19 protein-coding genes are annotated in these 22,919 nt (G+C 72.8%); 14 read left to right on the plus strand and 5 right to left on the minus strand.

Features of this window, described 5'->3' with window-relative positions:
- Window positions 1–354 precede the first annotated feature (354 nt).
- On the plus strand, window positions 355–534 hold the full coding sequence (locus AB0881_RS23930) for a hypothetical protein (protein ID WP_366620022.1): 180 nt from the start codon (window positions 355–357) through the stop codon (window positions 532–534).
- Between the two features lie 165 nt (window positions 535–699).
- Window positions 700–1,551, plus strand: coding sequence for a bifunctional methylenetetrahydrofolate dehydrogenase/methenyltetrahydrofolate cyclohydrolase (locus tag AB0881_RS23935; protein ID WP_366620024.1), 852 nt, complete (start codon window positions 700–702; stop codon window positions 1,549–1,551).
- Window positions 1,552–1,657: 106 nt separating this feature from the next.
- Here AB0881_RS23935 and AB0881_RS23940 read toward each other — a convergent pair whose 3' ends face one another.
- The gene (locus AB0881_RS23940) at window positions 1,658–2,380 is read right to left on the minus strand and encodes an FHA domain-containing protein (protein WP_366620026.1); all 723 of its coding nucleotides are present in this window, start codon (window positions 2,378–2,380) and stop codon (window positions 1,658–1,660) included.
- 268 nt (window positions 2,381–2,648) lie between these two features.
- On the opposite strand from AB0881_RS23940, the gene AB0881_RS23945 reads away from it, so the two are divergent.
- The 5 genes from AB0881_RS23945 to AB0881_RS23965 all read left to right on the plus strand — a co-directional run bounded on the left by AB0881_RS23945 (window position 2,649) and on the right by AB0881_RS23965 (window position 10,325).
- A complete protein-coding gene (locus tag AB0881_RS23945; RefSeq protein ID WP_366620028.1) occupies window positions 2,649–3,101 on the plus strand; it encodes a DUF3017 domain-containing protein in 453 nt (150 codons plus the stop codon).
- Between the two features lie 127 nt (window positions 3,102–3,228).
- Entirely contained in the window at window positions 3,229–4,443 is a 1,215-nt protein-coding gene (locus tag AB0881_RS23950) for an NADP-dependent isocitrate dehydrogenase (RefSeq protein WP_366620030.1), read from the plus strand.
- Window positions 4,444–4,689: 246 nt separating this feature from the next.
- The gene (locus tag AB0881_RS23955) at window positions 4,690–5,679 is read left to right on the plus strand and encodes a malate dehydrogenase (protein ID WP_366620032.1); all 990 of its coding nucleotides are present in this window, start codon (window positions 4,690–4,692) and stop codon (window positions 5,677–5,679) included.
- A gap of 117 nt (window positions 5,680–5,796) precedes the next feature.
- Complete coding sequence (locus tag AB0881_RS23960; protein ID WP_366620157.1) at window positions 5,797–7,590, plus strand: HSP90 family protein; 1,794 nt, start codon at window positions 5,797–5,799, stop codon at window positions 7,588–7,590.
- The gene (locus tag AB0881_RS23965; RefSeq protein ID WP_366620034.1) at window positions 7,587–10,325 is read left to right on the plus strand and encodes a hypothetical protein; all 2,739 of its coding nucleotides are present in this window, start codon (window positions 7,587–7,589) and stop codon (window positions 10,323–10,325) included. Before AB0881_RS23960 ends, AB0881_RS23965 begins: the two co-directional genes overlap by 4 nt.
- 23 nt (window positions 10,326–10,348) lie before the next feature.
- Here the strand turns inward: AB0881_RS23965 and galK are convergent, their stop codons facing one another.
- Both galK and galE read right to left on the minus strand, forming a co-directional pair.
- A complete protein-coding gene (gene galK, locus AB0881_RS23970) occupies window positions 10,349–11,527 on the minus strand; it encodes a galactokinase (protein ID WP_366620036.1) in 1,179 nt (392 codons plus the stop codon).
- Window positions 11,524–12,489, minus strand: coding sequence for a UDP-glucose 4-epimerase GalE (gene galE / locus AB0881_RS23975; RefSeq protein ID WP_366620038.1), 966 nt, complete (start codon window positions 12,487–12,489; stop codon window positions 11,524–11,526). Before galE ends, galK begins: the two co-directional genes overlap by 4 nt.
- A gap of 137 nt (window positions 12,490–12,626) precedes the next feature.
- Between galE and AB0881_RS23980 the strand changes: the two genes are divergently transcribed.
- The 4 genes from AB0881_RS23980 (at window position 12,627) to AB0881_RS23995 (ending at window position 16,560) form a co-directional block, all read left to right on the plus strand.
- Window positions 12,627–13,832: a hemolysin family protein gene (locus AB0881_RS23980; RefSeq protein WP_366620040.1), complete on the plus strand. Its 1,206-nt coding sequence runs from the start codon at window positions 12,627–12,629 to the stop codon at window positions 13,830–13,832.
- 2 nt (window positions 13,833–13,834) lie between these two features.
- The gene (trpS, locus tag AB0881_RS23985) at window positions 13,835–14,917 is read left to right on the plus strand and encodes a tryptophan--tRNA ligase (protein WP_366620159.1); all 1,083 of its coding nucleotides are present in this window, start codon (window positions 13,835–13,837) and stop codon (window positions 14,915–14,917) included.
- A complete protein-coding gene (locus AB0881_RS23990) occupies window positions 14,901–15,506 on the plus strand; it encodes a 2'-5' RNA ligase family protein (protein WP_366620042.1) in 606 nt (201 codons plus the stop codon). Before trpS ends, AB0881_RS23990 begins: the two co-directional genes overlap by 17 nt.
- Before the next feature lie 70 nt (window positions 15,507–15,576).
- Window positions 15,577–16,560: a YhjD/YihY/BrkB family envelope integrity protein gene (locus AB0881_RS23995; RefSeq protein ID WP_366620044.1), complete on the plus strand. Its 984-nt coding sequence runs from the start codon at window positions 15,577–15,579 to the stop codon at window positions 16,558–16,560.
- Here the strand turns inward: AB0881_RS23995 and AB0881_RS24000 are convergent.
- Together AB0881_RS24000 and AB0881_RS24005 are read right to left on the minus strand one after the other, a co-directional pair.
- On the minus strand, window positions 16,511–16,906 hold the full coding sequence (locus AB0881_RS24000) for a nuclear transport factor 2 family protein (RefSeq protein ID WP_366620046.1): 396 nt from the start codon (window positions 16,904–16,906) through the stop codon (window positions 16,511–16,513). The genes AB0881_RS23995 and AB0881_RS24000 overlap by 50 nt on opposite strands.
- Before the next feature lie 116 nt (window positions 16,907–17,022).
- Entirely contained in the window at window positions 17,023–18,210 is a 1,188-nt protein-coding gene (locus AB0881_RS24005; RefSeq protein WP_366620048.1) for a D-alanyl-D-alanine carboxypeptidase, read from the minus strand.
- Between the two features lie 659 nt (window positions 18,211–18,869).
- Here AB0881_RS24005 and AB0881_RS24010 point away from each other — a divergent pair.
- The 3 genes from AB0881_RS24010 (at window position 18,870) to AB0881_RS24020 (ending at window position 22,828) form a co-directional block, all read left to right on the plus strand.
- A complete protein-coding gene (locus AB0881_RS24010; RefSeq protein WP_366620050.1) occupies window positions 18,870–20,039 on the plus strand; it encodes a glutamate--cysteine ligase in 1,170 nt (389 codons plus the stop codon).
- Between the two features lie 142 nt (window positions 20,040–20,181).
- Window positions 20,182–21,561 carry a M20 family metallopeptidase gene (locus tag AB0881_RS24015; RefSeq protein WP_366620051.1) on the plus strand — a complete coding sequence of 460 codons (1,380 nt, stop codon included), beginning with the start codon at window positions 20,182–20,184 and terminating at the stop codon, window positions 21,559–21,561.
- A 211-nt stretch (window positions 21,562–21,772) separates the two neighbouring features.
- Window positions 21,773–22,828: a BMP family ABC transporter substrate-binding protein gene (locus tag AB0881_RS24020; RefSeq protein ID WP_366620053.1), complete on the plus strand. Its 1,056-nt coding sequence runs from the start codon at window positions 21,773–21,775 to the stop codon at window positions 22,826–22,828.
- The last annotated feature ends 91 nt before the right edge of the window (window positions 22,829–22,919 follow it).

Genomic DNA, 22,919 nt, shown 5'->3' on the forward strand with positions numbered 1-22,919 from the left:
CCGTCCGGGTGGGGGGCTGCCGCCCCCCACTCCCCCTGCCTGGGGGCTCCGCCCCCTAGCCCCCATCTCTGGGGGCTCCGCCCCTTGCCCCTGGGCCGGGGTTTGGGTCGTTGGTCATGGTGCGGGGATGTGACTTGGGGAGTTGGGGCTCCGCCCCTTGCCCCCCGGGCACGGGCTGGGGGGGTCTCGGGGTTCTGTGGAAGGGCGGGGCTGGGGTCTTTACGAGTTGTTTGGGCGTTTTTGGGTTTCGGGGTTGGTAGCCTCGGGGCTTCCGCGCATCTTCGCTTGATGATCCTTTGACCTGCCCTTTGGGTGCGCGGGCCCGCTCGCCGTTGGTGCTTTGGAGCTTTCCGCATGGACGTTCTCGTGACCCTGCTGGTTTGGAGCGCGACGCAGGCCGCCTCGCTCCTGACGGAGTCCCGCCAGCTGGTGGGCCTGGCCGCCGCGGTGCTCGCCGCGATCCTGGCCGCGCAGCTCGGCTGGCACGGCACCGACCGCCTGATCGCCTGGCGGTCCCGTACCGACGAGGACTAGGCCCCGGCGCGCTCGGTAGCATGGGACGGACGCGACTGGCGCGGTCAAGGTGGACGACCACCGGGGAGCGAAGACAGTCCGGACACCGCGCGCCTGGGTGACCGGGACGAGCCGGGACGAGGCCGCCCAGGCGGGGCACCCGGCCAGTTCAGCGCGGAGGTACGCATGACTGCACAGATCCTGGACGGCAAGGCCACCGCGGCGGAGATCCGGTCCGACCTCAAGGTGCGGGTGGAGGCGCTGCGCGAGCGCGGTGTGACCGTCGGGCTCGGCACGGTGCTCGTGGGGGACGACCCGGGCAGCAACGCCTACGTCACCATGAAGCACCGCGACTGCGCCGAGGTCGGCATCGAGAGCATCCGCCGCGACCTGCCCGCCGACGCCACCCAGGACGACGTGGAACGGGCCGTCGCCGAGCTCAACGCCGACCCGGCCTGCACCGGCTACATCGTCCAGCTTCCGCTGCCCAAGGGGCTGGACGAGCAGCGCGTGCTGGAGCGGATCGACCCGCTCAAGGACGCCGACGGGCTGCACCCGATCAACCTCGGCCGGCTGGTGCTCATGCAGCCCGCGCCGCTGCCCTGCACCCCCAAGGGGATCGTGGAGCTGCTGCGCCGGTTCGACGTGCCGATCAAGGGCGCCGAGGTCACCGTCATCGGGCGCGGCGTGACCGTCGGGCGGCCGCTGGGGCTGCTGCTCACCCGGCGCAGCGAGAACGCCACCGTGACGCTGTGCCACACGGGGACCGCCGATCTGGCGGCGCACACGCGGAAGGCCGACATCGTGGTCGCGGCCGCGGGGGTACCGGGGCTGATCACCGGTGACATGGTCAAGCCGGGCGCCGCCGTGCTCGACGTGGGCGTGTCCCGGGTGGACGGCAAGCTGGCCGGCGACGTGGCCGCCGACGTCCGCGACGTGGCCGGCTGGGTCGCCCCCAACCCTGGCGGCGTGGGCCCGATGACCCGCGCGATGCTGCTGGCCAACGTCGTTGAGGCCGCCGAGAAGGCCGCCTCCTGACCTCCGGTGCCGACCCCGTACGGGGTCGCGAGGAACTCGCGACCCCGTACGGTGTCGTGGCGACCGCCCTCTACTGCGCTACCCGGAGGGCGATCGCACGGTCACATCAGCTCGCCCGGCGGCCCGCCGCGGTCGCCGCGGTGCGACCGGGGACGTGGCTCGCCGCGTGCGCCGGTCCCGGGCGGCGCACCTCCGGGCCTCTCGGCCGCCCGCCGTCCATCGGTGACCGGGCCTGCTGCGGCACGTGCACCGGGGGAAGCGGGCGGACGAGGCCCATCGCGATGACCTCGTTGGCGAGCCGGGTGCGCCGGTTGGCGCCCTCCGGGATTCGGAACTTCTGGTAGAGCCGCAGCAGATGCTGCTTGACCGCGGCCTCGGTGACGACGAGATCTCCGGCGATCTCCCGCGCGGTGGCCGGGGCGACGAACGCCTCGTCCGACAGCGCGGGACGGCACAGCGAGGTCAGCACGTCGACCTCGCGGCGGGTGAGCTCCGGAGCCACGGCGCGGCGCAGCTCGACGTCCGGATCGACCTCCTCCCGGGGGATGCCCCCCATGCGGCACCGCGCGGTGCCGAAGCTGACGACGTCGCCGTCCTCCAGAACGCGGCGGGCGATCGGCCGGCCGTTGACACGGGTCCCGTTACGGGAGAGCCCCATGTCGACGACGTACACGTACGGGCCGCGCCGAACGATCTCTGCGTGCAATCGGGACACACTCGGGTCGTCGAGGCGGATGTCGACACCCCGCCCGCGCCCGACCGTCGTGACGTCGGGGCGCAGCGGCACCACCAGCCCGCTGTCCTCGATCCGCATGAACGGCCCCTCCACGGCAGTCCTCCCAGCTAGTTAGCGACCCCTGTCTGCCGGGTTACCCGGCCGCGTTCCCGTCACACCCCCCTACTGGCCGGTAGCACCGATGGCATAAGGCATTCGGTGTCCATCGGGAGTTCCTGGACCTCACGCGTTACGCCATTGGCGTGAAGAGTCTCCGGTGAGAGATGGGTCATGGGGAGAAATCTTCGGCCCGATTGGACCCCTATCCGAAGGGTGCCGGTGGATGTCGTGGGGAGCCGCCGGACCGGCTACGGTCGGATCCATGAGCACCGAGGTGCGCCGCCGGCGGCGCAGGCCCCCCGCGCGGAGAGGAACCGCACCGCACTGGCTCGCCAGGCTGCCCTATCTGATCGTGCTGTCAGGTGTGGCGGTCGGGCTGGTGCTGTGCTCGTTCCACTACTTCCGCAAGGGAACGGTGCTGATCGCGGCGGCGCTGCTGATCGGCGCGCTCGCCCGGCTGGTGCTCCCCGAGTCGCAGCTCGGCATGCTGGCGGTCCGGAGCCGCTCCATCGACTGCTGGACGCTGGTCTTCCTGGGGGAGGCCGTCGCGTTCGTCTCGCTGAGCGTCCCGCCGATGAACCGCGCCGGGCTGGGCGTGGCCGCCGCGTTCGGGGTACTGATCGCGTGCCTCTTCGTCGCGCGGGGCGTCCGGTTCCTGCTGGCCAAGCGCAGGAGATCGGTCGCCCGGCACGGGGCCCACCACGCGCCCGGCTGACGATCGCCGGTCCCGTGGTCAAGCGCGGGTAGACCCGAGGTCTAGACCGCCGGGTGCTCTCGGATAGCCTTCCCAGTTGAGCCTTACAAGGACTGCTGGGCCGGTGTAGGAAAGGGACAGCAACAGCATGCCCAAGATCAAAGTAGCGGGCCCCGTCGTCGAACTCGACGGCGACGAGATGACCCGGATCATCTGGAAATTCATCAAGGACCAGCTGATCCTGCCGTACCTCGACGTCGATCTGAAGTACTACGACCTCGGGATCGAGCACCGCGACGCCACTGACGACCAGGTCACGGTGGACGCGGCCAACGCCATCCGGGAGCACGGCGTCGGCGTCAAGTGCGCCACGATCACCCCCGACGAGGCGCGCGTCGAAGAGTTCGGCCTCAAGAAGATGTGGCGTTCCCCCAATGGAACGATCCGCAACATCCTCGGCGGCGTCGTGTTCCGCGAGCCGATCGTGACCTCGAACATCCCCCGCCTGGTGCCGGGCTGGACCAAGCCGATCATCATCGGCCGGCACGCCCACGGCGACCAGTACAAGGCGACCGACTTCGTGGTCCCCGGCCCGGGCCAGGTGACGATCACCTACACGCCCGAGGACGGCGGCGAGCCGATGGAGTTCGAGGTCGCGAACTTCCCCGGCGGCGGTGTCGCGATGGGGATGTACAACTTCGACGACTCGATCCGGGACTTCGCCCGGACGACGATGCGGTACGCGCTCAGCCGCGAGATGCCGCTGTACATGTCGACGAAGAACACGATCCTGAAGGCCTACGACGGCCGCTTCAAGGACATCTTCCAGGAGATCTTCGACGCCGAGTTCAAGGCGGACTTCGACGCCAAGGGCCTCACCTACGAGCACCGGCTCATCGACGACATGGTCGCCGCCGCGCTCAAGTGGGACGGCGGCTTCGTCTGGGCGGCCAAGAACTACGACGGCGACGTCCAGTCGGACACGCTGGCGCAGGGCTTCGGCTCGCTCGGCCTGATGACCTCGGTCCTGATGACCCCCGACGGCAAGACCGTCGAGGCCGAGGCCGCGCACGGCACGGTGACCCGCCACTACCGGCAGCACCAGCAGGGCAAGCCGACCTCCACCAACCCGATCGCGTCCATCTTCGCGTGGACCCGGGGCCTGGAGCACCGCGGCAAGCTCGACTCCCAGCCCGAGGTCGTCGGCTTCGCGCGCTCCCTTGAGGAGGTCTGCGTGGAGACCGTCGAGGGCGGCCAGATGACCAAGGACCTGGCGCTTCTGGTCGGTCGCGACACCGAGTGGCTGACGACCGAGCAGTTCCTGGAGGCTCTCGACACCAACCTCCAGAAGAAGCTCAAGTAAGGCCGCGCTTCGCGGATGAGCGTTGGAAGGCCGCTCCGGAGAACCCGGGGCGGCCTTTCGTGTGGCCGGGGCGGGTGGGGGAATGCCCGTTGACGCACCTGCGCGTACCCGGTGCGGCGGCGCGCGATAGCCTGCTGGCGAACTATCTCGACGGCGAGAGAACTCGCGCGGCGGCGCGCTCTCGGGTGGTCGGGTTCCCACAAGGGCCGCCTGAGCCCCGTAAATGTCACAGCAGGAGAAGAGGCCATGACTCGCACCCCAGTCACCGTCACCGTAACCGGCGCGGCCGGCCAGATCGGCTACGCGCTGCTGTTCCGCATCGCCTCGGGCCATCTGCTCGGTGCCGACACCCCGGTACGGCTGCGCCTGCTGGAGATCCCGCAGGCGGTCAAGGCCGCCGAGGGCACCGCCATGGAGCTGGACGACTGCGCGTTCCCGCTGCTGGACGGGATCGACATCTACGACGACGCCACCAAGGCGTTCGCGGGCGCCAACGTGGCGCTGCTGGTCGGGGCGCGGCCCCGGACCAAGGGCATGGAGCGCGGTGACCTGCTGGAGGCCAACGGCGGGATCTTCAAGCCGCAGGGCGAGGCGATCAACGCCGGTGCCGCCGACGACATCAAGGTGCTGGTGGTCGGCAACCCGGCCAACACCAACGCCCTGATCGCGCAGCAGCACGCCCCGGACGTCCCGGCCGAGCGGTTCACCGCGATGACGCGGCTGGACCACAACCGGGCGCTGGCGCAGCTGTCCAAGAAGGCCGGCGTGTCGGTCGACGAGATCAAGAAGCTGACGATCTGGGGCAACCACTCGGCGACCCAGTACCCGGACATCTTCCACGCGGAGATCGGCGGGAAGGGCGCCGCCGAGGTCGTGAACGACCAGGCGTGGCTGGAGAACGACTTCATCCCGACCGTCGCCAAGCGCGGTGCGGCGATCATCGAGGCGCGGGGCGCGTCGTCGGCCGCGTCGGCGGCGTCGGCGGCGATCGACCACGTGCACACCTGGGTGAACGGCACCAAGGACGGCGACTGGACGTCCATGGCCGTGGTGTCGGACGGCTCGTACGGGGTGCCCGAGGGCCTGATCTCGTCGTTCCCGGTGACCACGAAGGACGGCGCCTGGAAGATCGTCCAGGGGCTGGAGATCGACGACTTCTCCCGGGCGCGGATCGACGCGTCGGTGAACGAGCTGGCGGAGGAGCGCGACGCCGTCCGCAAGCTGGGTCTCATCTGACCTGACGCGGTTTCGTCGAGCCCCGGGCCGTACGGTCCGGGGCTCGCCGTGTCTCCGGGGAAATCGGCGTTTAACCGTCGGTTTTCGCTACTAGGCTTGCCGCGGACCGGGCAGGGCATGAGGGGCGGCGGCGTGGACCAGGCGTTTCAGGTAGATCTTCGTGGCGTGGTGGACCTGCTCAGCAGGCACCTGTACTCCAGCCCGCGGGTCTACCTCCGCGAGCTGCTGCAGAACGCGGTGGACGCGATCACCGCGCGCGGCGCGGGCGGCGGGACGGTGCGGATCGAGACCGGCGGCGGGCTGCGCGTGCACGACGACGGGATCGGCCTGACCGAGGAGGAGGTCCACCGGCTGCTCGCCACGATCGGGCGCTCGTCCAAGCGGGACGAGCTCGGCTTCGCGCGCCACGACTTCCTGGGGCAGTTCGGGATCGGGCTGCTGTCGGGGTTCCTGGTGGCGGACGAGATCGAGGTCGTGACGCGGTCGGCGAAGGCGGGCGCGCCGGCGGTGCGCTGGACGGGTTTCGCGGACGGCCGCTACCGCGTGGAGCCGGGCGAGCGGGACGAGCCGGGCACGACGGTCACGCTGAAGGCCCGTCCGGGGTCGGCGGAGCTGCTGAGCCCGGAGATCGTCCGGGAGCTGGCGCGGTCGTACGGGTCGCTGCTGCCGGTCGAGCTGACCGTGGACGGCGCGCCGGTCACCGGCGGCGGGCCGCCCTGGACGGTGGCGCACGCGGATCCGGCGCGGCGGCGGCGGGCGCTGGACGCGTACTGCCGGGAGCTGTACGGGTTCGACCCGTTCGACGTCATCGATCTGGACGTGCCGGAGGCGGGGCTGACCGGGGTGGCGTTCGTGCTGCCGCAGCCGGTGGCGCCGGCCGCGCGGGGGGCGCACCGGGTCTACCTGAAGCGGATGCTGCTGGCGGAGAGCGTCGAGGGGCTGCTGCCGGAGTGGGCGTTCTTCGTCCGGTGCGTGGTGGACGCGGGGGAGCTGCGGCCGACCGCGAGCCGGGAGGCGCTGTACGAGGACGAGCTGCTGGAGGCGACCCGGCAGGCGCTCGGGGAGCGGCTGCGGCAGTGGCTCGTCCGGCTGTCGGAGACGGATCCGGCGCGGCTGCGCGCGTTCCTGCGGCTGCACCAGCTGGGCGTGAAGGCGATGGCGCTGCAGGACGACGACATGCTGCGCATCGTGGACCGCTGGCTGGAGTTCGAGACGTCGGCGGGGCCGATGACGCTGGCGGAGTTCCGGCGGCGGCACGCGGACGCGCGGTACGTGACGAGCGTGGAGGAGTTCCGGCGGCTGTCGGCGGTGGCGGGCGCGCAGGGCGTCGGGCTGGTGAACGGCGGCTACGTGCACGACACCGAGATCATCGAGCGGCTGCCGGCGGTCGATCCGGACGCGGCGCTGCCCCGGCTGGACCCGGCGGAGCTGACGACGCATCTGGGCGTGCTGGACCCGGCGGCGGAGCTGGCGCTGCGGCCGTTCCTGGCGGCGGCGCGGAGGGCGGTGGAGCGGCTCGGGTGCGAGGTCGTGGTCCGCGACTTCGATCCGCCGTCGCTGCCGGCGCTGTACGTCACGAGCAGGGCGGCGCAGCATCAGGCGGAGCTGGAGGAGGCCCGGGAGATGGCCGACGGCCTGTGGGCGGACGTGCTGGGCGCGCTGAACGGCGCCGTCCAGGCCGACCGTCCCCAGCTGGTCCTCAACCACCGCAACCCGCTGGCCCGCCGCGTCACGTCCCTCACCGAGGAGGGGCTGGTCGAGCTGGCCGTCCAGGGCCTGTACGGCCAGGCGCTGCTGTACGGGCAGCATCCGCTGCGGCCGGCGGACACGGCCGCGCTCAATCGCTCGTTCCTGGGCCTGCTGGAGTGGGCCATGCACACCCCCGACGCGGAAGCAGGAGAGTCCAAGTGAGCCTTGAGCAGGTCCAGGAGCTGATGGGGCGGGCGTACGCGCTGCCCTACGGCGAGGCGCGCACGGTCGTGACGGAGGAGGCGCTGCGCCGCGCGGAGGAGCTGGGGGACCCCCGGGTGACCTTCGACGTGCGGATGGAGCTGGGGAGCGCGTACGAGTTCGGCGGCGAGCCGACCAAGACGTTCACGACGTTCAGCCGCTGCCTGGCCGAGTACGACGCGGACCCGGGCGCGCTGGGGGAGGCGGCCGAGCACCGGCTGCTGTGGCAGTACAAGTGGATCGTCTACTCGCTGACGCAGTTCCCCGAGGTGCCGCTGGACCGGACCCGCGCCGCGCTGGACGACATGGAGCGCCGCTACAAGCTGGGCGGGCACAGCCTCCAGGCCGTGTACGGCCGCCGGGCGCGGGTGGCCAAGCATCTGGGGAACGGCGACGCCGCCGACCGCTGGTTCGCGATGTGGCACACGACGCCGCGCGACGAGCTGTCGGACTGCGCGGGCTGCGACCCGACCGGCAAGGTGAGCCATCTGCGATGGCGGGGCCGGGACGAGGAGGCGCTGGCGGTCGCGGAGCCGGTGCTCCAGGAGCGGCTGAACTGCGCCGAGCAGCCGCAGGCGATCCTGACGGGGCTGCTGCCGGTGTTCCTGCGGGCGGGCCGGCTGGAGGACGCCCGCAACGCGCACCTGCTCGGGTACCGGCTGATGCGGTCCCGGCTGAACGAGCTGGCCTACATCGGCGAGCATGTGGAGTTCTGCGCCCGTACCGGCAACGAGGCGCGCGGGCTGGAGATCGTCCAGCGGCATCTGGGGTGGCTGGACAGGGCGCCGAGCCCGTACGCGGAGATGCGGTTCGCGGCGTCGGCGGCGCTGCTGCTGCGCCGGGTGGAGGAGGCCGGGCACGGCGACGTGCTGATCGCGCGGCCGGTCGCGGCGGGCGGTCCGGTGGAGTCGGTGGAGGTCGCGGCGGGCGAGCTGCGCGCGGAGCTGGCCGAGCGGGCGCTGGCGGTGGCGGCGCGGTTCGACGTGCGCAACGGCAACGAGCACCAGAGCGGGCTGATCAGGGAGCTGCTGGACGCGGAGCCGCTCGCGGACCGGCTGCCGCTGGCGCAGTACGACCGGCCGCCCGCGGTCGCGGTTCCCGCCGCGGCGGCCGGGCCCGTTCCGGATCACGCGGACGTGGCCGATCCGGACGCGCTGCTCGACATCGGCCAGGAGGAGTGGATCGCGGGCCGGATCGACCGCGCGGCCGCGGCCTGGCGCCGCTACGACGAGGTGGCCGCCGAGCCCACCACGCTCCAGACCGCCCGCCGTACCGACGGCGAGGGCGCGGAGCGGTTCGCGCGGGAGGACGTCGAGGGCGCGCTGGATGCCTGGGAGCGCGCCGCCGAGCTGTACGGGCAGGCGGGCGACGAGGTGGCGCGGCAGGCGGCGCGCAGCCGTGTCGGGGCGATCCGCTGCGGCCAGGGGCGGACCGGGGAGGGCCTGCCGATGCTGCGGGAGGCCGCGGACTACCTGGCGGGTCACGCCGCCGGGACGCGGCGCGCGTTCACCGCGCGGATGCGCCTGGTCGGGGCCCTGCTCAACGGGGACGACGACGCGGAGGCCATGGCGCTCCTGGACGCCGTCGTGCCGGACGGGGCGGAGCAGACCGGTGAGCTGGCGCTGATGCGCGCCCGGGTGGCGCTGCGGACGGACGACACCGAGGCGGCCGTGCCCCTGCTGGAGGCCGCGCGGGAGGCGTTCAAGAGCGACGGCGACGGGCAGGCGCACGCCGCCCAGCTGGCCGAGGCGTCGCTGACGCTGGGGCGGCTGCTCGCCCAGCGCGGCCACCGGGCGGCGGAGGGGCACGAGGAGATCTTCGCGGCGGCGCTGGAGATCTTCGACGAGGCCGTCGAGCGGGGCCGGGCCGCCGATCCGTGGCTGGCGACCGCCGCGCACGCCGAGCGGGGCACGCTGCTCGCGTCGATCGGGCGCGGGGAGGCGATCGCCGACCTGGTGGAGGCGGTCGCCGGGTTCACCGCGGCCGGGGCGGCGGCGCAGGCCGCGTACGCGCGGCTGGAGCTGGCCGGGGCCTACCACGGCGAGGGCCGGCATCTGGAGGCCGCCGAGACGGCCGAGGAGGCGCTGCCGATCGTCGCGTCGTTCGACGACCCCGAGTCGTTCCGGCGGCTCCGGCTGATCCTCGCGCACGCGCAGTCCGAGCTGGGCGAGGAGAGCGCCGCCGAGCTGTTCGGGGAACTGGCCGCGGAGGCGGCGGCCGAGGGGAACGCGGGGGCCGCCGGGGAGCTGCTGGAGCTGGGCGCCGGCGTCCTGACGCGCCTGGACAGGGACGAGCAGGCCGTGGAGCGGTTCCTGGAGTCGGCGGCGGCGTTCGAGGCCGCCGGGAACCCGTACGGCGTCGTCCGGGCCCGCCGCGCCGCCGGGCTGTGCCACCTGTGGTGCGGCCGGCCGGAGGAGGGCCTGGCCGAGATCGGGCGCTCCCGCGCCGCCCTGGCCGGGCTGCCCGCCGAGGACACCGCGGGCCGGACCTGGGAGGCGTCCCGGGTGGCGTACGACGAGGCCCGCATCCTCGCCCAGCTGGGGCGCCTGCCCGAGGCGCTCGCCCTGGTGGACGAGGCCGTCGAGGGCTTCACCTCCCTCGGCCAGAAGGAGGCCGCCGACACCGCGGCGCACCTGCGCGACGACATCAAGGACGCCCTGAACGGCGAGGACGGCGACTACGAGAACGGCGGCTAGGAGAACGGCGGCTACGAGAACGGCTAGAGGAGGCGGCGGGCGCCGTCCGAGGGGACGGCGTCCAGGAACTCCGGGCCGGGGAGGCCGCGGTCGCGGTAGGCGGTGGTGATCGCGTCGCGGACCCGGGCGGCGCGGTCGGCGGCGGTCAGCACGATCACCGAGCCGCCGAACCCGCCGCCGATCATGCGGCCGCCGCGGGCGCCGGCCTTCAGCGCCGTCTCGACGGCCAGGTCGGCCTCCGGCCAGGACACCTCGTACAGGTCGCGCAGGGACAGGTGGGACGCCGTCAGCATGCCGCCCAGCTCCGCCTCGGCGCCGGCGCGCAGGAGGCCGGCGGCGGCCTCGACCCGGTGGTTCTCGGTGACGACGTGCTGGGTGCGGCGGCGCAGTACGGGGTCGTCCAGCCGGGCCAGCGCCGCGCCGAGGTCCTTGACGTCGCGGAGCGCCTCGACGCCCAGCAGCGCGGCGGCCCGCTCGCAGTCGGCGCGGCGGGCCGCGTACTCGCCGCCGGTCAGCTCGTGCCGCGCCCGCGTGTTGACCACCAGCAGCGCCAGGCCCTTGCCGGGCAGGTCGAGCGGGACCTGCCCGGACAGGCCGCTGCGGCAGTCGAGCATCAGCGCGTGCCCGGCCGTGCACAGCAGCGCCGCCGACTGGTCCATGATCCCGCAGGGCATGCCCGCGTAGTCGTTCTCGGCGCGCTGCGCCAGCCGGGCCAGCTCGGGGCGGTCGGCGGCCAGGGCGTCCAGCCCGTACAGGTCGCACAGCGCCAGCGCGGTCGCGCACTCCAGCGCCGCCGACGACGACAGGCCCGCGCCCTGCGGCAGATCGGAGTCGATCAGCAGGGAGGCGCCGCCCGCGCCGCGCCCGCGCAGCAGCGACGCCACGCCGAACGGGTACGCCGCCCACCGCTCCCGCGCGTCCCACCGGCCGACCTCGTCCGGCCCGGTGCCGTCGAGGGGGACGGTGACTGCCGCGTCGGCGGCCTGGAGGGACCGGACCTCCAGCACGGCGTCGTCCCGCCGGGCCGCCGCGACCGACACGCCCAGCGGCAGCGCGAACGGCAGCACGAACCCGCCGTTGTAGTCGGTGTGCTCGCCGATGACGTTGATCCGGCCCGGTGCGTGCCACACGCCCTCGGGGGCGCGGCGGTACGCCTCGGTGAACGCCGCCGTCAGCGGCGCGGCGGACGCGTGCGCGCTCATCGGCCCTGGACGAAGGTCCAGGCGTCGGTGACCATGGCCCGCAGGTCGCGCTCCGGCTTCCAGCCCAGCGCCGTCCTGATCTTCTCGGACGAGGCCACCAGGATCGCCGGGTCGCCGGGCCGGCGCGGGCCGACCTCGGCCGGGATCGCGTGCCCGGTCACCTCGCGGCACATGTCGATGACCTCGCGCACCGAGTAGCCGCTGCCGCTGCCCAGGTTGAAGATCTGGTGGGTGGACGGCGCGCACGCGTCCAGCGCCAGCAGGTGCGCCACGCCGAGGTCGACGACGTGGATGTAGTCGCGCAGGCAGGTGCCGTCCGGCGTCGGGTAGTCCTCGCCGAACACGCTGACCGACTCCTTCTCGCCGAGCGCGACCTTGAGCACGTTCGGGATCAGATGGGTCTCGACCGCGTGCCGCTCGCCCTGGGCGCCGCCCTCGACGAGCCGGGCGCCGGCGACGTTGAAGTAGCGCAGCGAGACCGCGCCGATCCCGAACAGCCGCGCGTACTCGGCGAGCGCGGTGTCGATGGCCAGCTTCGACATCCCGTACGGGTTGGTCGGGCGGGTCGGCGCCGTCTCCACGATCGGCGTCTCCTCCGGCTCGCCGTACGTGGCGGCCGTGGACGAGAACACGATCCGGGACGTGCCCGCCGCGCGCATCGCGTCCAGCAGCGCGAGCGACTCGCCGAGGTTGCCGTCCCAGTAGAGCCACGGCTTCTGCACCGACTCGCCGACCAGGGACTTGGCCGCGAAGTGCAGCACCGCGTCGAAGCCGCCCTCCGCCAGGACCCCGGCGGCCTTCTCGCGCAGCGTCCCCTGGACAAGCCGGGCGCCCGCGGGGACCGCGTCCGCGTGCCCGGTGGACAGGTCGTCGAGCACGACGACCTCGTGCCCGGCCTCGAGCAGCTGGGCGGTGACGACGCTGCCGACGTAACCGGCGCCTCCAGTGACGAGCAACTTCACGGAAAATCCTCCTGGTCGTTTCGCTGGGGGGCATCGCCGGGACGCGGATCAGGCTATCGGCAACCCCGGGCGGGGAAGGCTGGAAAGCACAGCGGCAACGTGAGCAGCCGGCACCCCGCAGGGAGGCGCGCACCGCCATGGACGAGCACCGTTCCCGCCGCGGCCGGGCCCTGGCCCGCCCGCTGGCGCGGCTGACGGCCCGGTCCGCGGGCCTGGCCGCGCGGCTGGCCGGGGAGGACCCCGGCGCGCCGCGCGAGATGGTCACCGCGGCGCGGGTCCGGGCCCTGATCGCGGCCAACACCGAGATCGCCGCCGACGAGCGGGCCCTGATCGAGGAGGTCTTCGCCGCCGCCGAACGGCCGCTGCGCGAGGTGCTGGTGCCGCGTACCGAGGTGGAGTTCCTGGACGCCGGCCTCACGCTCGCGGCCGCCGCCCGGATTGCGGCGGGCAGCCCGCACTCCCGGTTCCCCGTGTGCAGCGGATCGCACGACGAGGTGATCGGGTTCGTCCATATCCGGGACCTGCTGGTGCCGGAGGTCGCCGACCGCGGCGTGCCGGTCGGGGAGCTGGTCCGGCCCGTCCCGTACCTGCCGGCCTCCCGGCGGGTGCTGCCGGTCCTGTCGGAGATGCGCCGCGAGGGCCACCACCTGGCGATCGTCATGGACGAGTACGGCGGCACGGCCGGCATCGTCACCCTGGAGGACCTGGTCGAGGAGCTCATCGGGGACATCCGCGATGAATATGATGTCCAGGACGCGCAAGCGCAACGTCTGCACGGTGGGGTGGTCGAGGTCGACGGTCTGCTGAACCTCGACGACTTCGCCGCCGAGACCGGGGTGCGGCTGCCCGACGGGCCGTACGAGACGGTCGCCGGGCACATCATGGCCGCGCTCGGCCGGGTCCCCGCCGCGGGGGACGCGGTGGCGGCGGCGGGGTGCCGGCTGTCGGTCGTCCGGATGGACGGCCGCCGGGTCGCCCGCGTGCGCGTCACCCCGTCCGTTCCGGGGCAGCCGGGTCCCGGTCAGCAGCCCGGTCCGGCGCAGCCCGTCCCGTCCCAGGCCGTCCCCGTGCCGCCCGTGCCACCCGGGCCGCTCGTGCCGCCCGTGGCGCCGTTGCGGTCCGTGCCGCCCGTGCCGCCCGTGGAGTCCGGGTCGCCGGTGCGGTCCGGCGCCGGAGACCTCGCGCCGGGGCCGGTGGCCGGAGCCGGTCCGGACGCCCCCGTACCGAACGTCCCCGCACCGGACGGCGTCCCAACCGCTGACGGCGCCTCCGGGGCCACCGCCCCGGCCGGCGCCGGACCGGCGACGCCGCCTCGCGCGAGGCCTGAGAGAATCGATCCGTGAGCATGTCCGAAGCCTCCACTCCCAGCACCGGCCCCAGCACCGGCCCCAGCACGGGCCCCGCCCCGCGCGTGCTGTCGGGGATCCAGCCCACCGCCGACTCGTTCCACCTGGGCAACTACCTCGGCGCGCTCCGCCAGTGGGTCGCCCTGCAGGACACCCACCAGGCGTTCTACTGCGTGGTCGACCTGCACGCGATCACCGTCGAGCACGACCCCGAGCTGCTGCGCCGCCGCACCCGCGTCGCCGCCGCCCAGCTGCTGGCGATGGGCGTGGACCCCGAGCGCTCGGCCCTGTTCGTGCAGAGCCACGTGCCCGAGCACGCCGAGCTGGCGTGGGTGCTGGGCTGCCTCACCGGGTTCGGCGAGGCCGGCCGGATGACGCAGTTCAAGGACAAGTCGGCCAAGCAGGGCACCGGCGGCACCACCGTGGGCCTGTTCACGTACCCGGTCCTGCAGGCCGCCGACATCCTGCTCTACTCGCCCGAGCCCGGCCCCGGCGAGCGGACGTTCCACGTCCCGGTCGGCGAGGACCAGCGGCAGCACCTGGAGCTCACCCGGACGCTCGCGCAGCGCTTCAACCACCGGTTCGGCGACACGTTCGTGGCCCCCGAGGCGTTCATCCCCGCGGGCGCGGCCAAGATCACCGACCTTCAGGAGCCGACCGCGAAGATGAGCAAGTCGGCGTCCTCCCCCCAGGGCATCATCGACGTCCTGGAGGAGCCCGGCCCGATGCGCAAGAAGATCATGCGCGCGGTCACCGACACCGGCACCGAGGTCCGCTACGACGAGGAGAACAAGGCGGGCGTCACCAACCTGCTGCGGATCTTCTCGGCGCTGGAGGGCACCCCGATCGCCGACCTGGAGGCCCGGTACGGCGACGGCGGCTACGGCACGTTCAAGAAGGAGCTGGCCGCGGTCGTGCTCGACACGTTCGAGCCGATCCGCGAGCGGACCGCCAAGCTGCTGGCCGACGAGGAGCGGCTGGACCGCGTGCTGGCGCACGGCGCCGAGCGGGCGGGCGCGGTGGCCCGGCGGACCATGGACGTGGTCCGTGACAGGGTGGGGTTCGTTGGGCGAGGCCACTGAGCCCGCGCGGGCCCCGGGCACGGCGGTGACCCCGGGAGCTCCGGAGCAGCCGGGGCCCGCACGCTGGATCGGGGTGGCCGTCCCGATCCCCGACCCGTACGGCACGGAGCTGCAGCGCGCACGCGGCGCCCTCGGCGATCCGCTCGCCGACGCGATCCCCACGCACATCACGCTGCTGCCGCCGACCGAGGTCGCCGGCGCCGGCGCGCTGGCCGCGATCGAGCACCATCTGCGCTCGGTCGCCGAGGCCGGCGCCCCGTTCCGGATCAGGCTGCGCGGCACCGGGACGTTCCGCCCGGTGTCGCCGGTCGTGTTCGTCGCGCTCGCCGAGGGCGCCGAAGGCTGCTCCCGCCTCCAGCGGCGGGTCGTGTCGGGGCCGCTCACCCGCGAGCTGGAGTTCCCGTACCACCCGCACGTGACGGTCGCCCACCACCTCCCCGAGGAGGTCATGGACCGCGCCTACAAGGAGCTGGCCTCCTACAAGGCCGCGTTCACCGTCGAGAGCTTCTCCCTGTACGAGCACGGACCCGACGGCGTCTGGCGGCCGCGGCGGAACTTTTACTTCACCAAGAACGCTCCGGCCGGTTAGCGGGATGTCACCCAGGGGAGCGTTGACCGGACAGAGCGTTGATCTAGACACAGCGGGGTAGACCGCCCGTATGCGGCAGGTGATCAGGAGCGTCTGGGGCCGGATCGGCACGGTACGGGACGCCGGAACGGGCCTGCTCCGCGAGCGGCGCCGGCGATGGGGCTGGTTCGACCATCTGGTCCGGGCGTTCGAGCGGTACCAGGACCGGCGCGGCGACCGGCTCGCGGCGGCGCTGACCTCGTACGGCTTCCTGTCGTTCTTCCCCCTGCTCGCGCTGACGTACGCGCTGCTCGGCTACCTCGTCGGGGTCAGCGACCTGGCGCGGACCTACTTCGTCGACGCGGTCTACTCGCTGCTGCCGGGGATGGCGCAGCAGCTGGAGGTCGAGGAGATCGTCAAGTCCAAGACGGCGGCGGGCGTGGTCGGGCTGGCCGGGCTGCTGGTGACCGGGCTCGGCTTCGTGCAGGTGCTGCGGGAGTCGCTGCGCGACATCTGGGGCAAGGAGCCGCAGCCGGGGGCGAACTTCTTCGTCCGGCGGTCCTGGGACCTGGGCGTGCTGGCGCTGCTGGGGGTCCTGCTCATCCTGGGCATGGCGGTGACGACGATCACCAACCAGGCCAGCCACACGGTGCTCACCTGGCTGGGCTGGGACGAGGTCGCCGGGGCCGGCACCGCCCTGCGGCTGCTCTCGTTCGCGATGGCGATCGCGTCCAACACGGTGATCTTCCTGGTGCTGTTCTCCCGGCTGTCGGGCACCCGCGCGCCCTGGCGGTCGATCTACCGCGGCGCGCTGGCCGGGGCGCTCGGGTTCGAGGTGCTCAAGCAGGCCGCGACGCTGCTGCTCGGGCACACCACCAGCAACCCGGTGTACGCCTCGTTCGCGGTGCTGGTCGGGCTGATGATCTGGATCAACGTGGTGTCGCGGTTCCTGCTGCTGGTGGCGGCCTGGACGGCGACCCGTCAGGCGGTCCTCACCGCCGAGAAACGGGACGGTGACGGCGGGGTCACGACCAGAACTCGTCGTCCGCGTACTGATCCTCGGCCAGTGTCCTGATCTCGATGATCCGGCCGTCCTGGATGCGGAACACGTCGACCGCCCGCCCGGACAGCACCCGCCCGGGGCGCTCGGCGTGGGTGTTGACGAGCGCGACGGCGTGGTCGTCGCCCGCCATCACCGCGTACGGCTCGGTGCGGAACGTCCCGCCGGACAGCTCGAACACCCGGACGTAGAAGCCGAGGACCTCCTCCGGCGTGCGGTACTCCCCGCACAGCGGCCCGCGGCCCGGGACGCGGTGGACGACCCGCTCGTGCAGCAGGGTGCGGATGATGTCCATGTCGCCCTTGCCGAAGGCGGTGTAGCCGTCGCGGATCAGGGCGGCGTTCGGGTGCTCGTGGAACACGGCGGATCCTCCAGCGGCACCGGCCCGCCGTCCGGCGGCGGCGCGGGCGGCCGGCCCCAGTGCGAGGGTAAGGCCGGTCGCCGCGGGCGGCCAGTCACGCCACCGTCACCCCGGTGTCAGGAGCCGGCCTCGTCGTACGACTCGGTGTACGGCGCGCTGCGGCGCCGCCGCAGCAGCACGAACATCGCGCCGCTGACCAGCACGGCGGCGGCCGCCCCGCCGCCGACGACCAGGCCCCAGCCGCCGGCGGAATCGTCGTGCGTCAGCGGGTTGGTCGGCAGCAGCTTGTGGGCGTCGGTGGCCTTCTTCGCCGCCGGGTCGCCCGGCGGGACGAGCGTCCCGACCGGCTTGGCCTTGCCGCGAGCGGCGAAGCCCCAGTCGAGCAGCTCGGCCGCCAGGCGGGAGGGCTGCTCGTCGGCGCGCATCAGCGAGATGATGATCGTGTGGCCGTTCCGGCGGGCCGCCGCGACGAACGTCTGCTTCGCCGCGATCGTGTAGCCGTTCTTGCCGCCGAGCATGCCCTCGTACTCCTGCGACTGCCCCGCCAGCATCCGGTTGTGGGTGTGGATGGGGTAGCCGCCGACCTTCTTGCCCCGCTTGCGCTCCTTCTTGGACGGCGGCGCGGGGAAGTGGTGGTCGATCGTCTCCACGTACTTGCGGAAGTCGGCGTTCTTCATCCCCTCGCGCAGGATCAGCGCCAGGTCGTACGCGGAGGTGTGCTGCGTCTTGACGTCCAGCCCGAGGTCCTTGTCGAGGCCGTTGGGGGAGCCGGCCAGGGTGTCGCGGGCGTTGATGCGGCGGGCCTCGGCGTTCATGTCGGCGAGCGTCTTGGCCATGCCGCCGTTGGCCTCGGCGAGCGCCACCGCGGCGTCGTTCGCCGACATCATCATCAGCGCGTGGAACAGGTCGGACACCTTGTACTGCATCTTCGGCGTCATGCCGACCTTGGTGCCCTCGACGTCGCAGGCCTTCTGCGTCGGCCGTACGAGCTTGTTCTTGTCGAGCCTGGAGACGAGGGTGAGCGTGGTCAGCGTCTTCAGCGTGCTCGCCGGGAGGTACCGGCCGTGCGGGTCCTTGCCCGCCAGGACCTCGCCGGTGTCGCCGTCCGCGATCAGGTACGAGGACGCCTTGATCTTCGGCGGTGCCGGGACGCCGGGCCCCTGGCCGGCCACGATCCCCTTGCCGGCCAGCTGCGGGCCGCCGACCGGCCCGGTCGCGGCCGGGCTCGGCTCCGCCTGCGCGGGCGGGGCCAGCAGCGTCGCGGCGAGCAGCGGTGCCGCCGCGGCGGCGGCCGCGCGCCTCACGGCCGCGCTCCCCGGGCTGCCTGGGCTCCCCGGGCTCCCTGGGCCTGCTGGAATCCCCGCGGTGCCGCCGCCCGCCATGGTGCCGCTCCTCGCTCTGCTCGCAAGCTCCGCCGCCCCTCGTTCCGGTCACTCGTGCACACCGCTCGTGAACTCCCGAAGATTAGAAGATTAGGCGACGTAAGCGGCGGCCGATGGCCGCCGCCCCGACAGTCTGACCTTTCCGGCTTTCCTGATCTACAAGACTCTGGGTGTATACGGGACGTAGCGGGCACCGGTTCGCCGGTGCCGCCGCGTTCCGGTACGCCGTTTTCCGGGACGGTCTCAGCCATGCGCCGATCATTCCCCGGATACGGTCCGTCATGTGATCATTGCGTACCGTTCCGGATGCGGGTTCCGGACGGACGGACTAGTTCCTTCTGAGGATGACATCGGTACCGTTCAATGACCGAAAAGGGTGACACGCCGTGATCGTCGGCAGCCCGGACGAGTCAAATGATCCGCATAGGGCATGGTTTCCCGCAGCGTGGCGGGCACCGGACGCCATGATGGAACGCACGGCCCGAGCCTGGCTGCGCGTTTGTGCAGGCTTAGGGCCCCGCTGGCCGAATAGCGCCACGTGCCACGCATCGACCTGCGAGGATTGTGGACGGAGGTTGGCCGTGGCCATTGACTTCAACCCGTCGCGCGGCGCGACGCTGGGCGTGGAGTGGGAACTCCAGCTCATCGACGCGGAGACGCGGTACCTGCGGCAGGACGCCGGCGAGGTGCTCGCCGCCCTGCCGTCGCTCAGCGAGGGCGGCGACAACCCGAAGATCAGGCATGAGCTGATGGAGTCGACGGTCGAGATCGTGACCGACATCTGCCACACCGTCGGCGAGGCCAAGCAGGACCTGGCCGCCACGGTCGCCGAGCTGCGCGCCGCGGCCGCCGCCCGCGGCATCACGCTGGCCTGCACGGGCACCCACCCGATCAGCGACTGGCGGGACGCGGTGATGGCGCCGATGAAGCGCTACGCCGAGCTGATCGAGCAGATGCAGTGGCTCGCCCGGCGCATCCAGACGTTCGGCGTGCACGTGCATGTCGGGGTGAGCGACGTCGACCGCGCGATCCCGATCGTCAACGCGCTCTCGGCCTACCTGCCGCACTTCCTCGCCCTCACCGCCTCCAGCCCGTACTGGAGCGGCAGCGACACCGGCCTGGCCTCCAGCCGGGCGGTCGTCTTCGGCCAGCTCCCCACGGCCGGGCCGCCCCACCTCCTGGACGACTGGGCGGCGTTCGAGGATTACATGGAAACGCTGCTCCGGGCGGGTACGATCCGGAGCATCAAGGAAGTGTGGTGGGACATCCGCCCGCATCCCGATTTCGGCACCGTCGAGATCCGGATGTTCGACGGCATTCCCACCATGCGAGAGGTGGGCATGGCCGCGGCCCTGTGCCAGAGCCTGGTCACCCTCTTCGAACAGCAGCTGGACCGCGGCTACACGCTGCCGCGGCCGGCCGCCTGGGTGGTGCGCGACAACAAGTGGCGGGCCACCCGGTACGGGCTCGACGCCATCGTCATCACCGACGACACGGGGAGCACGGCACCGCTCCGCGACGATCTCTACGAGCTGATCCGCGAGCTGGAGCCCGTGGCCGACCGGCTGGGCTGCGCGGAGGAGCTCAAGGTCGCCGGCGAGGTGCTGGAGTACGGGGCGCCGTACGAGCGCCAGCGCGCGATCCGCGCCGAGGGCGGATCCGTACCGGACCTGGTCGACGCGGCGATCATGGAGCTCGCGCAGGACCGGTTCGTCACGTACGGGGAGGTCGCCAATGCAGGGACCGCCTGAACCGGGCGAACCGGGGGACCCTCCCGACGACCATGCGGCCGGATCGCCCGCGGAGACATCCGCCGACCCACCCGCCGATCCACCCAGAGAGAAGTCCACCGGGCGGACGCCGTTCGGCTCCGCCCTCGCGCAGGGGGCGCACATGACACACACCGGACCCGGGGTGATGCCGGGCCTTGAACCACCGACCGCCCCCGGGGCGGCGCAGCGCACCAGCGACGACCACGACGGCGCCGGGACCGGCGCCCGCACCGGCACCGCCGAGGGGCGGGCCGCCGCGCTGGGCGGCGCCGCGCTGCAGCCGCAGCTGGACGCCTTCCTCGCGCTGGCCGAGCCCGCCCTGATCGCGTTCCGGCGCGACCTGCACCGGCACCCCGAGCTGGGGTACGCCGAGTACCGCACCACCGAGCGGATCGCCGGGCGGCTGGCGGCGGCCGGGCTGAAGCCGCGGATCCTGCCGCGCGGCACCGGCCTGTTCTGCGACATCGGCCCCGAGGACGGCCCGACGGTGGCGCTGCGCGCCGACATCGACGCGCTGCCCCTCCAGGACGAGAAGAAGGACGTCCCGTACGCCTCGACCGTGCCGGGTGTCGCGCACGCCTGCGGGCACGACGTGCACACCGCGATGGTGCTGGGCGCGGGGCTGTTCCTGGCGCAGCAGGCCGAGGCGGGGCTGCTGCCCGGCCGGGTGCGGCTGCTGTTCCAGCCCGCGGAGGAGACGCCCGGCGGCGCGCTGGACGTGATGGCGGCCGGCGGCATCTGCGGCGTCGACCGCGCGTTCGCGCTGCACTGCGACCCGCGCGTGGACGTCGGGAAGCTGGGGCTGCGCACCGGGCCGATCACCGCGGCCTGCGACAAGGTGTACGTCAAGGTGACCGGGCCCGGCGGCCACACCGCCCGCCCGCACCTGACCGCCGACCTGGTGTACGCGCTCGCCAAGATCGTGACGGAGCTGCCGTCGGCGCTGTCCCGGCGGGTCGACCCGCGCTCCAGCCTGTCGCTGGTGTGGGGGCGGGTGTCGGCCGGGTCGGTGGCCAACGCGATCCCCGACGACGGCATCGCCGAGGGCACCGTCCGCTGCCTGGACGACCAGGCGTGGCACCGGGCCCCGGAGATGATGAAGGCGCTGCTGGAGTCGGTGGCGGCGGCCTACGACGTGGAGGCGTCGCTGGAGTACGTGCGCGGCGTCCCGCCCACGGTGAACGAGGCGGCGAGCGTCCAGATGCTGCGGGACGCGGCGGCGCAGGTGCTCGGCGAGGACGCGGCCGTGCCGACCCCGCAGAGCCTGGGCGGCGAGGACTTCGGCTGGTACCTGGAGTCGATCCCCGGCGCGCTGGCCCGGCTGGGCGTGCGCAGGCCGGGCTCGGACGACGAGTACGACCTGCACCGCGGCGACTTCGACGTGGACGAGAGCTGCATCGCGGTGGGCGTCCGGGTGCTGGCGGCGACGGCGCTGACCGCGCTGTGGGACGGCGGCCGGCCGGGCGAGACCGAGCCGGTCGAGGGCGCCGCGATCGCCTGATCCGCACGCCGGCCCCCCATCCCCCGTGGCCCGGTTTCCGGGCATGCTTCCGGCGCCGTCCCCCGGCGGTCCGGTCCGCGTCCTGACCTGTGGCGATCTCGCCTACGCCTTGGTAACGGACGCGTTGCGAATCGGTGCACAACGGGCGTTCTGCGCGTTCTGCGGGGTAGCGTCCGATCGATTTCTGGGGAATCGGGAAGGGAGCGCTGCCTTGCGCCGTGGACTGAAGATCTCGCTCGTCACCATGACGGGCGCGGCGTTGACCCTCAGTGCCGCCGCCTGCGGTGGCAAGAAAGCCTCCGACGGTGGCGGCGAGGGCGACAAGAAGACCCTGAAGGTCGGCCTGGCCTTCGACATCGGCGGCCGTGGCGACCAGTCGTTCAACGACTCGGCCGCGGCCGGCCTGGACCGGGTCAAGAAGAACCTGAACATCGAGACGAACGAGATCTCGGCCAAGCCGGACGAGCCGGACTCCGACAAGGAGTCCCGGCTGCGGCTGATGGCGAACCAGGGCTACAACCCGGTGATCGGGGTGGGCTTCGCGTACACCACCTCGATCAACAAGGTCGCCAAGGACTTCCCGAACACCAAGTTCCTGGTCGTGGACGCCGACCAGTGCAAGGTCGAGGGCGCGAACGTGCTGGGCGCCTGCTTCTCCGAGGAGCAGGGCTCGTTCCTGGTCGGCGCCGCCGCGGCGCTGAAGTCCAAGAGCGGCAAGATCGGCTTCGTCGGCGGCGTGAACGTGCCGCTGATCCACAAGTTCCAGGCCGGGTACGAGGCGGGCGCCAAGCACGCCAAGTCCGACATCGAGATCCTGCCGGCCAAGTACCTGACCCAGCCGCCGAACTTCGACGGGTTCAAGAACCCGGCGCTCGGCAAGGAGGCCGCGCAGGGCCAGCTGGACGCCGGCGCGGACGTGATCTACCACGCCGCCGGCGGCGCCGGCATCGGCGTGATCCAGACCGCCGGGGCCGCGAAGAAGTGGGCCATCGGGGTCGACTCCGACCAGTACAACCAGCCCGCGGTCGCGAGCGTGAAGGACCAGATCCTCACCTCGATGATCAAGCGGGTGGACCTGGCGGTGTACGACTTCGTCAACTCGGTCACCAACAACACGTTCCAGGCCGGGACGAAGAAGTACGACCTGACCAACGACGGCGTCGGCTTCGCCACGTCCGGCGGCCACGTCGACGACGTCAAGGCCAAGCTCGACGGCTACAAGGCCGACATCGTGGCCGGCAAGATCAAGGTCCCGACCAAGCCCTGATCACCCGGCGCTGATCACTTACTGGGCGCGCGCCGCATGATCCGGCGCCTCTCCGGGCAGCGAGCCTGGAGAGGCGCCGGGGGCATGCGCG

The organism is Spirillospora sp. NPDC029432, from assembly GCF_040703975.1.
GTDB lineage: Bacteria > Actinomycetota > Actinomycetes > Streptosporangiales > Streptosporangiaceae > Spirillospora.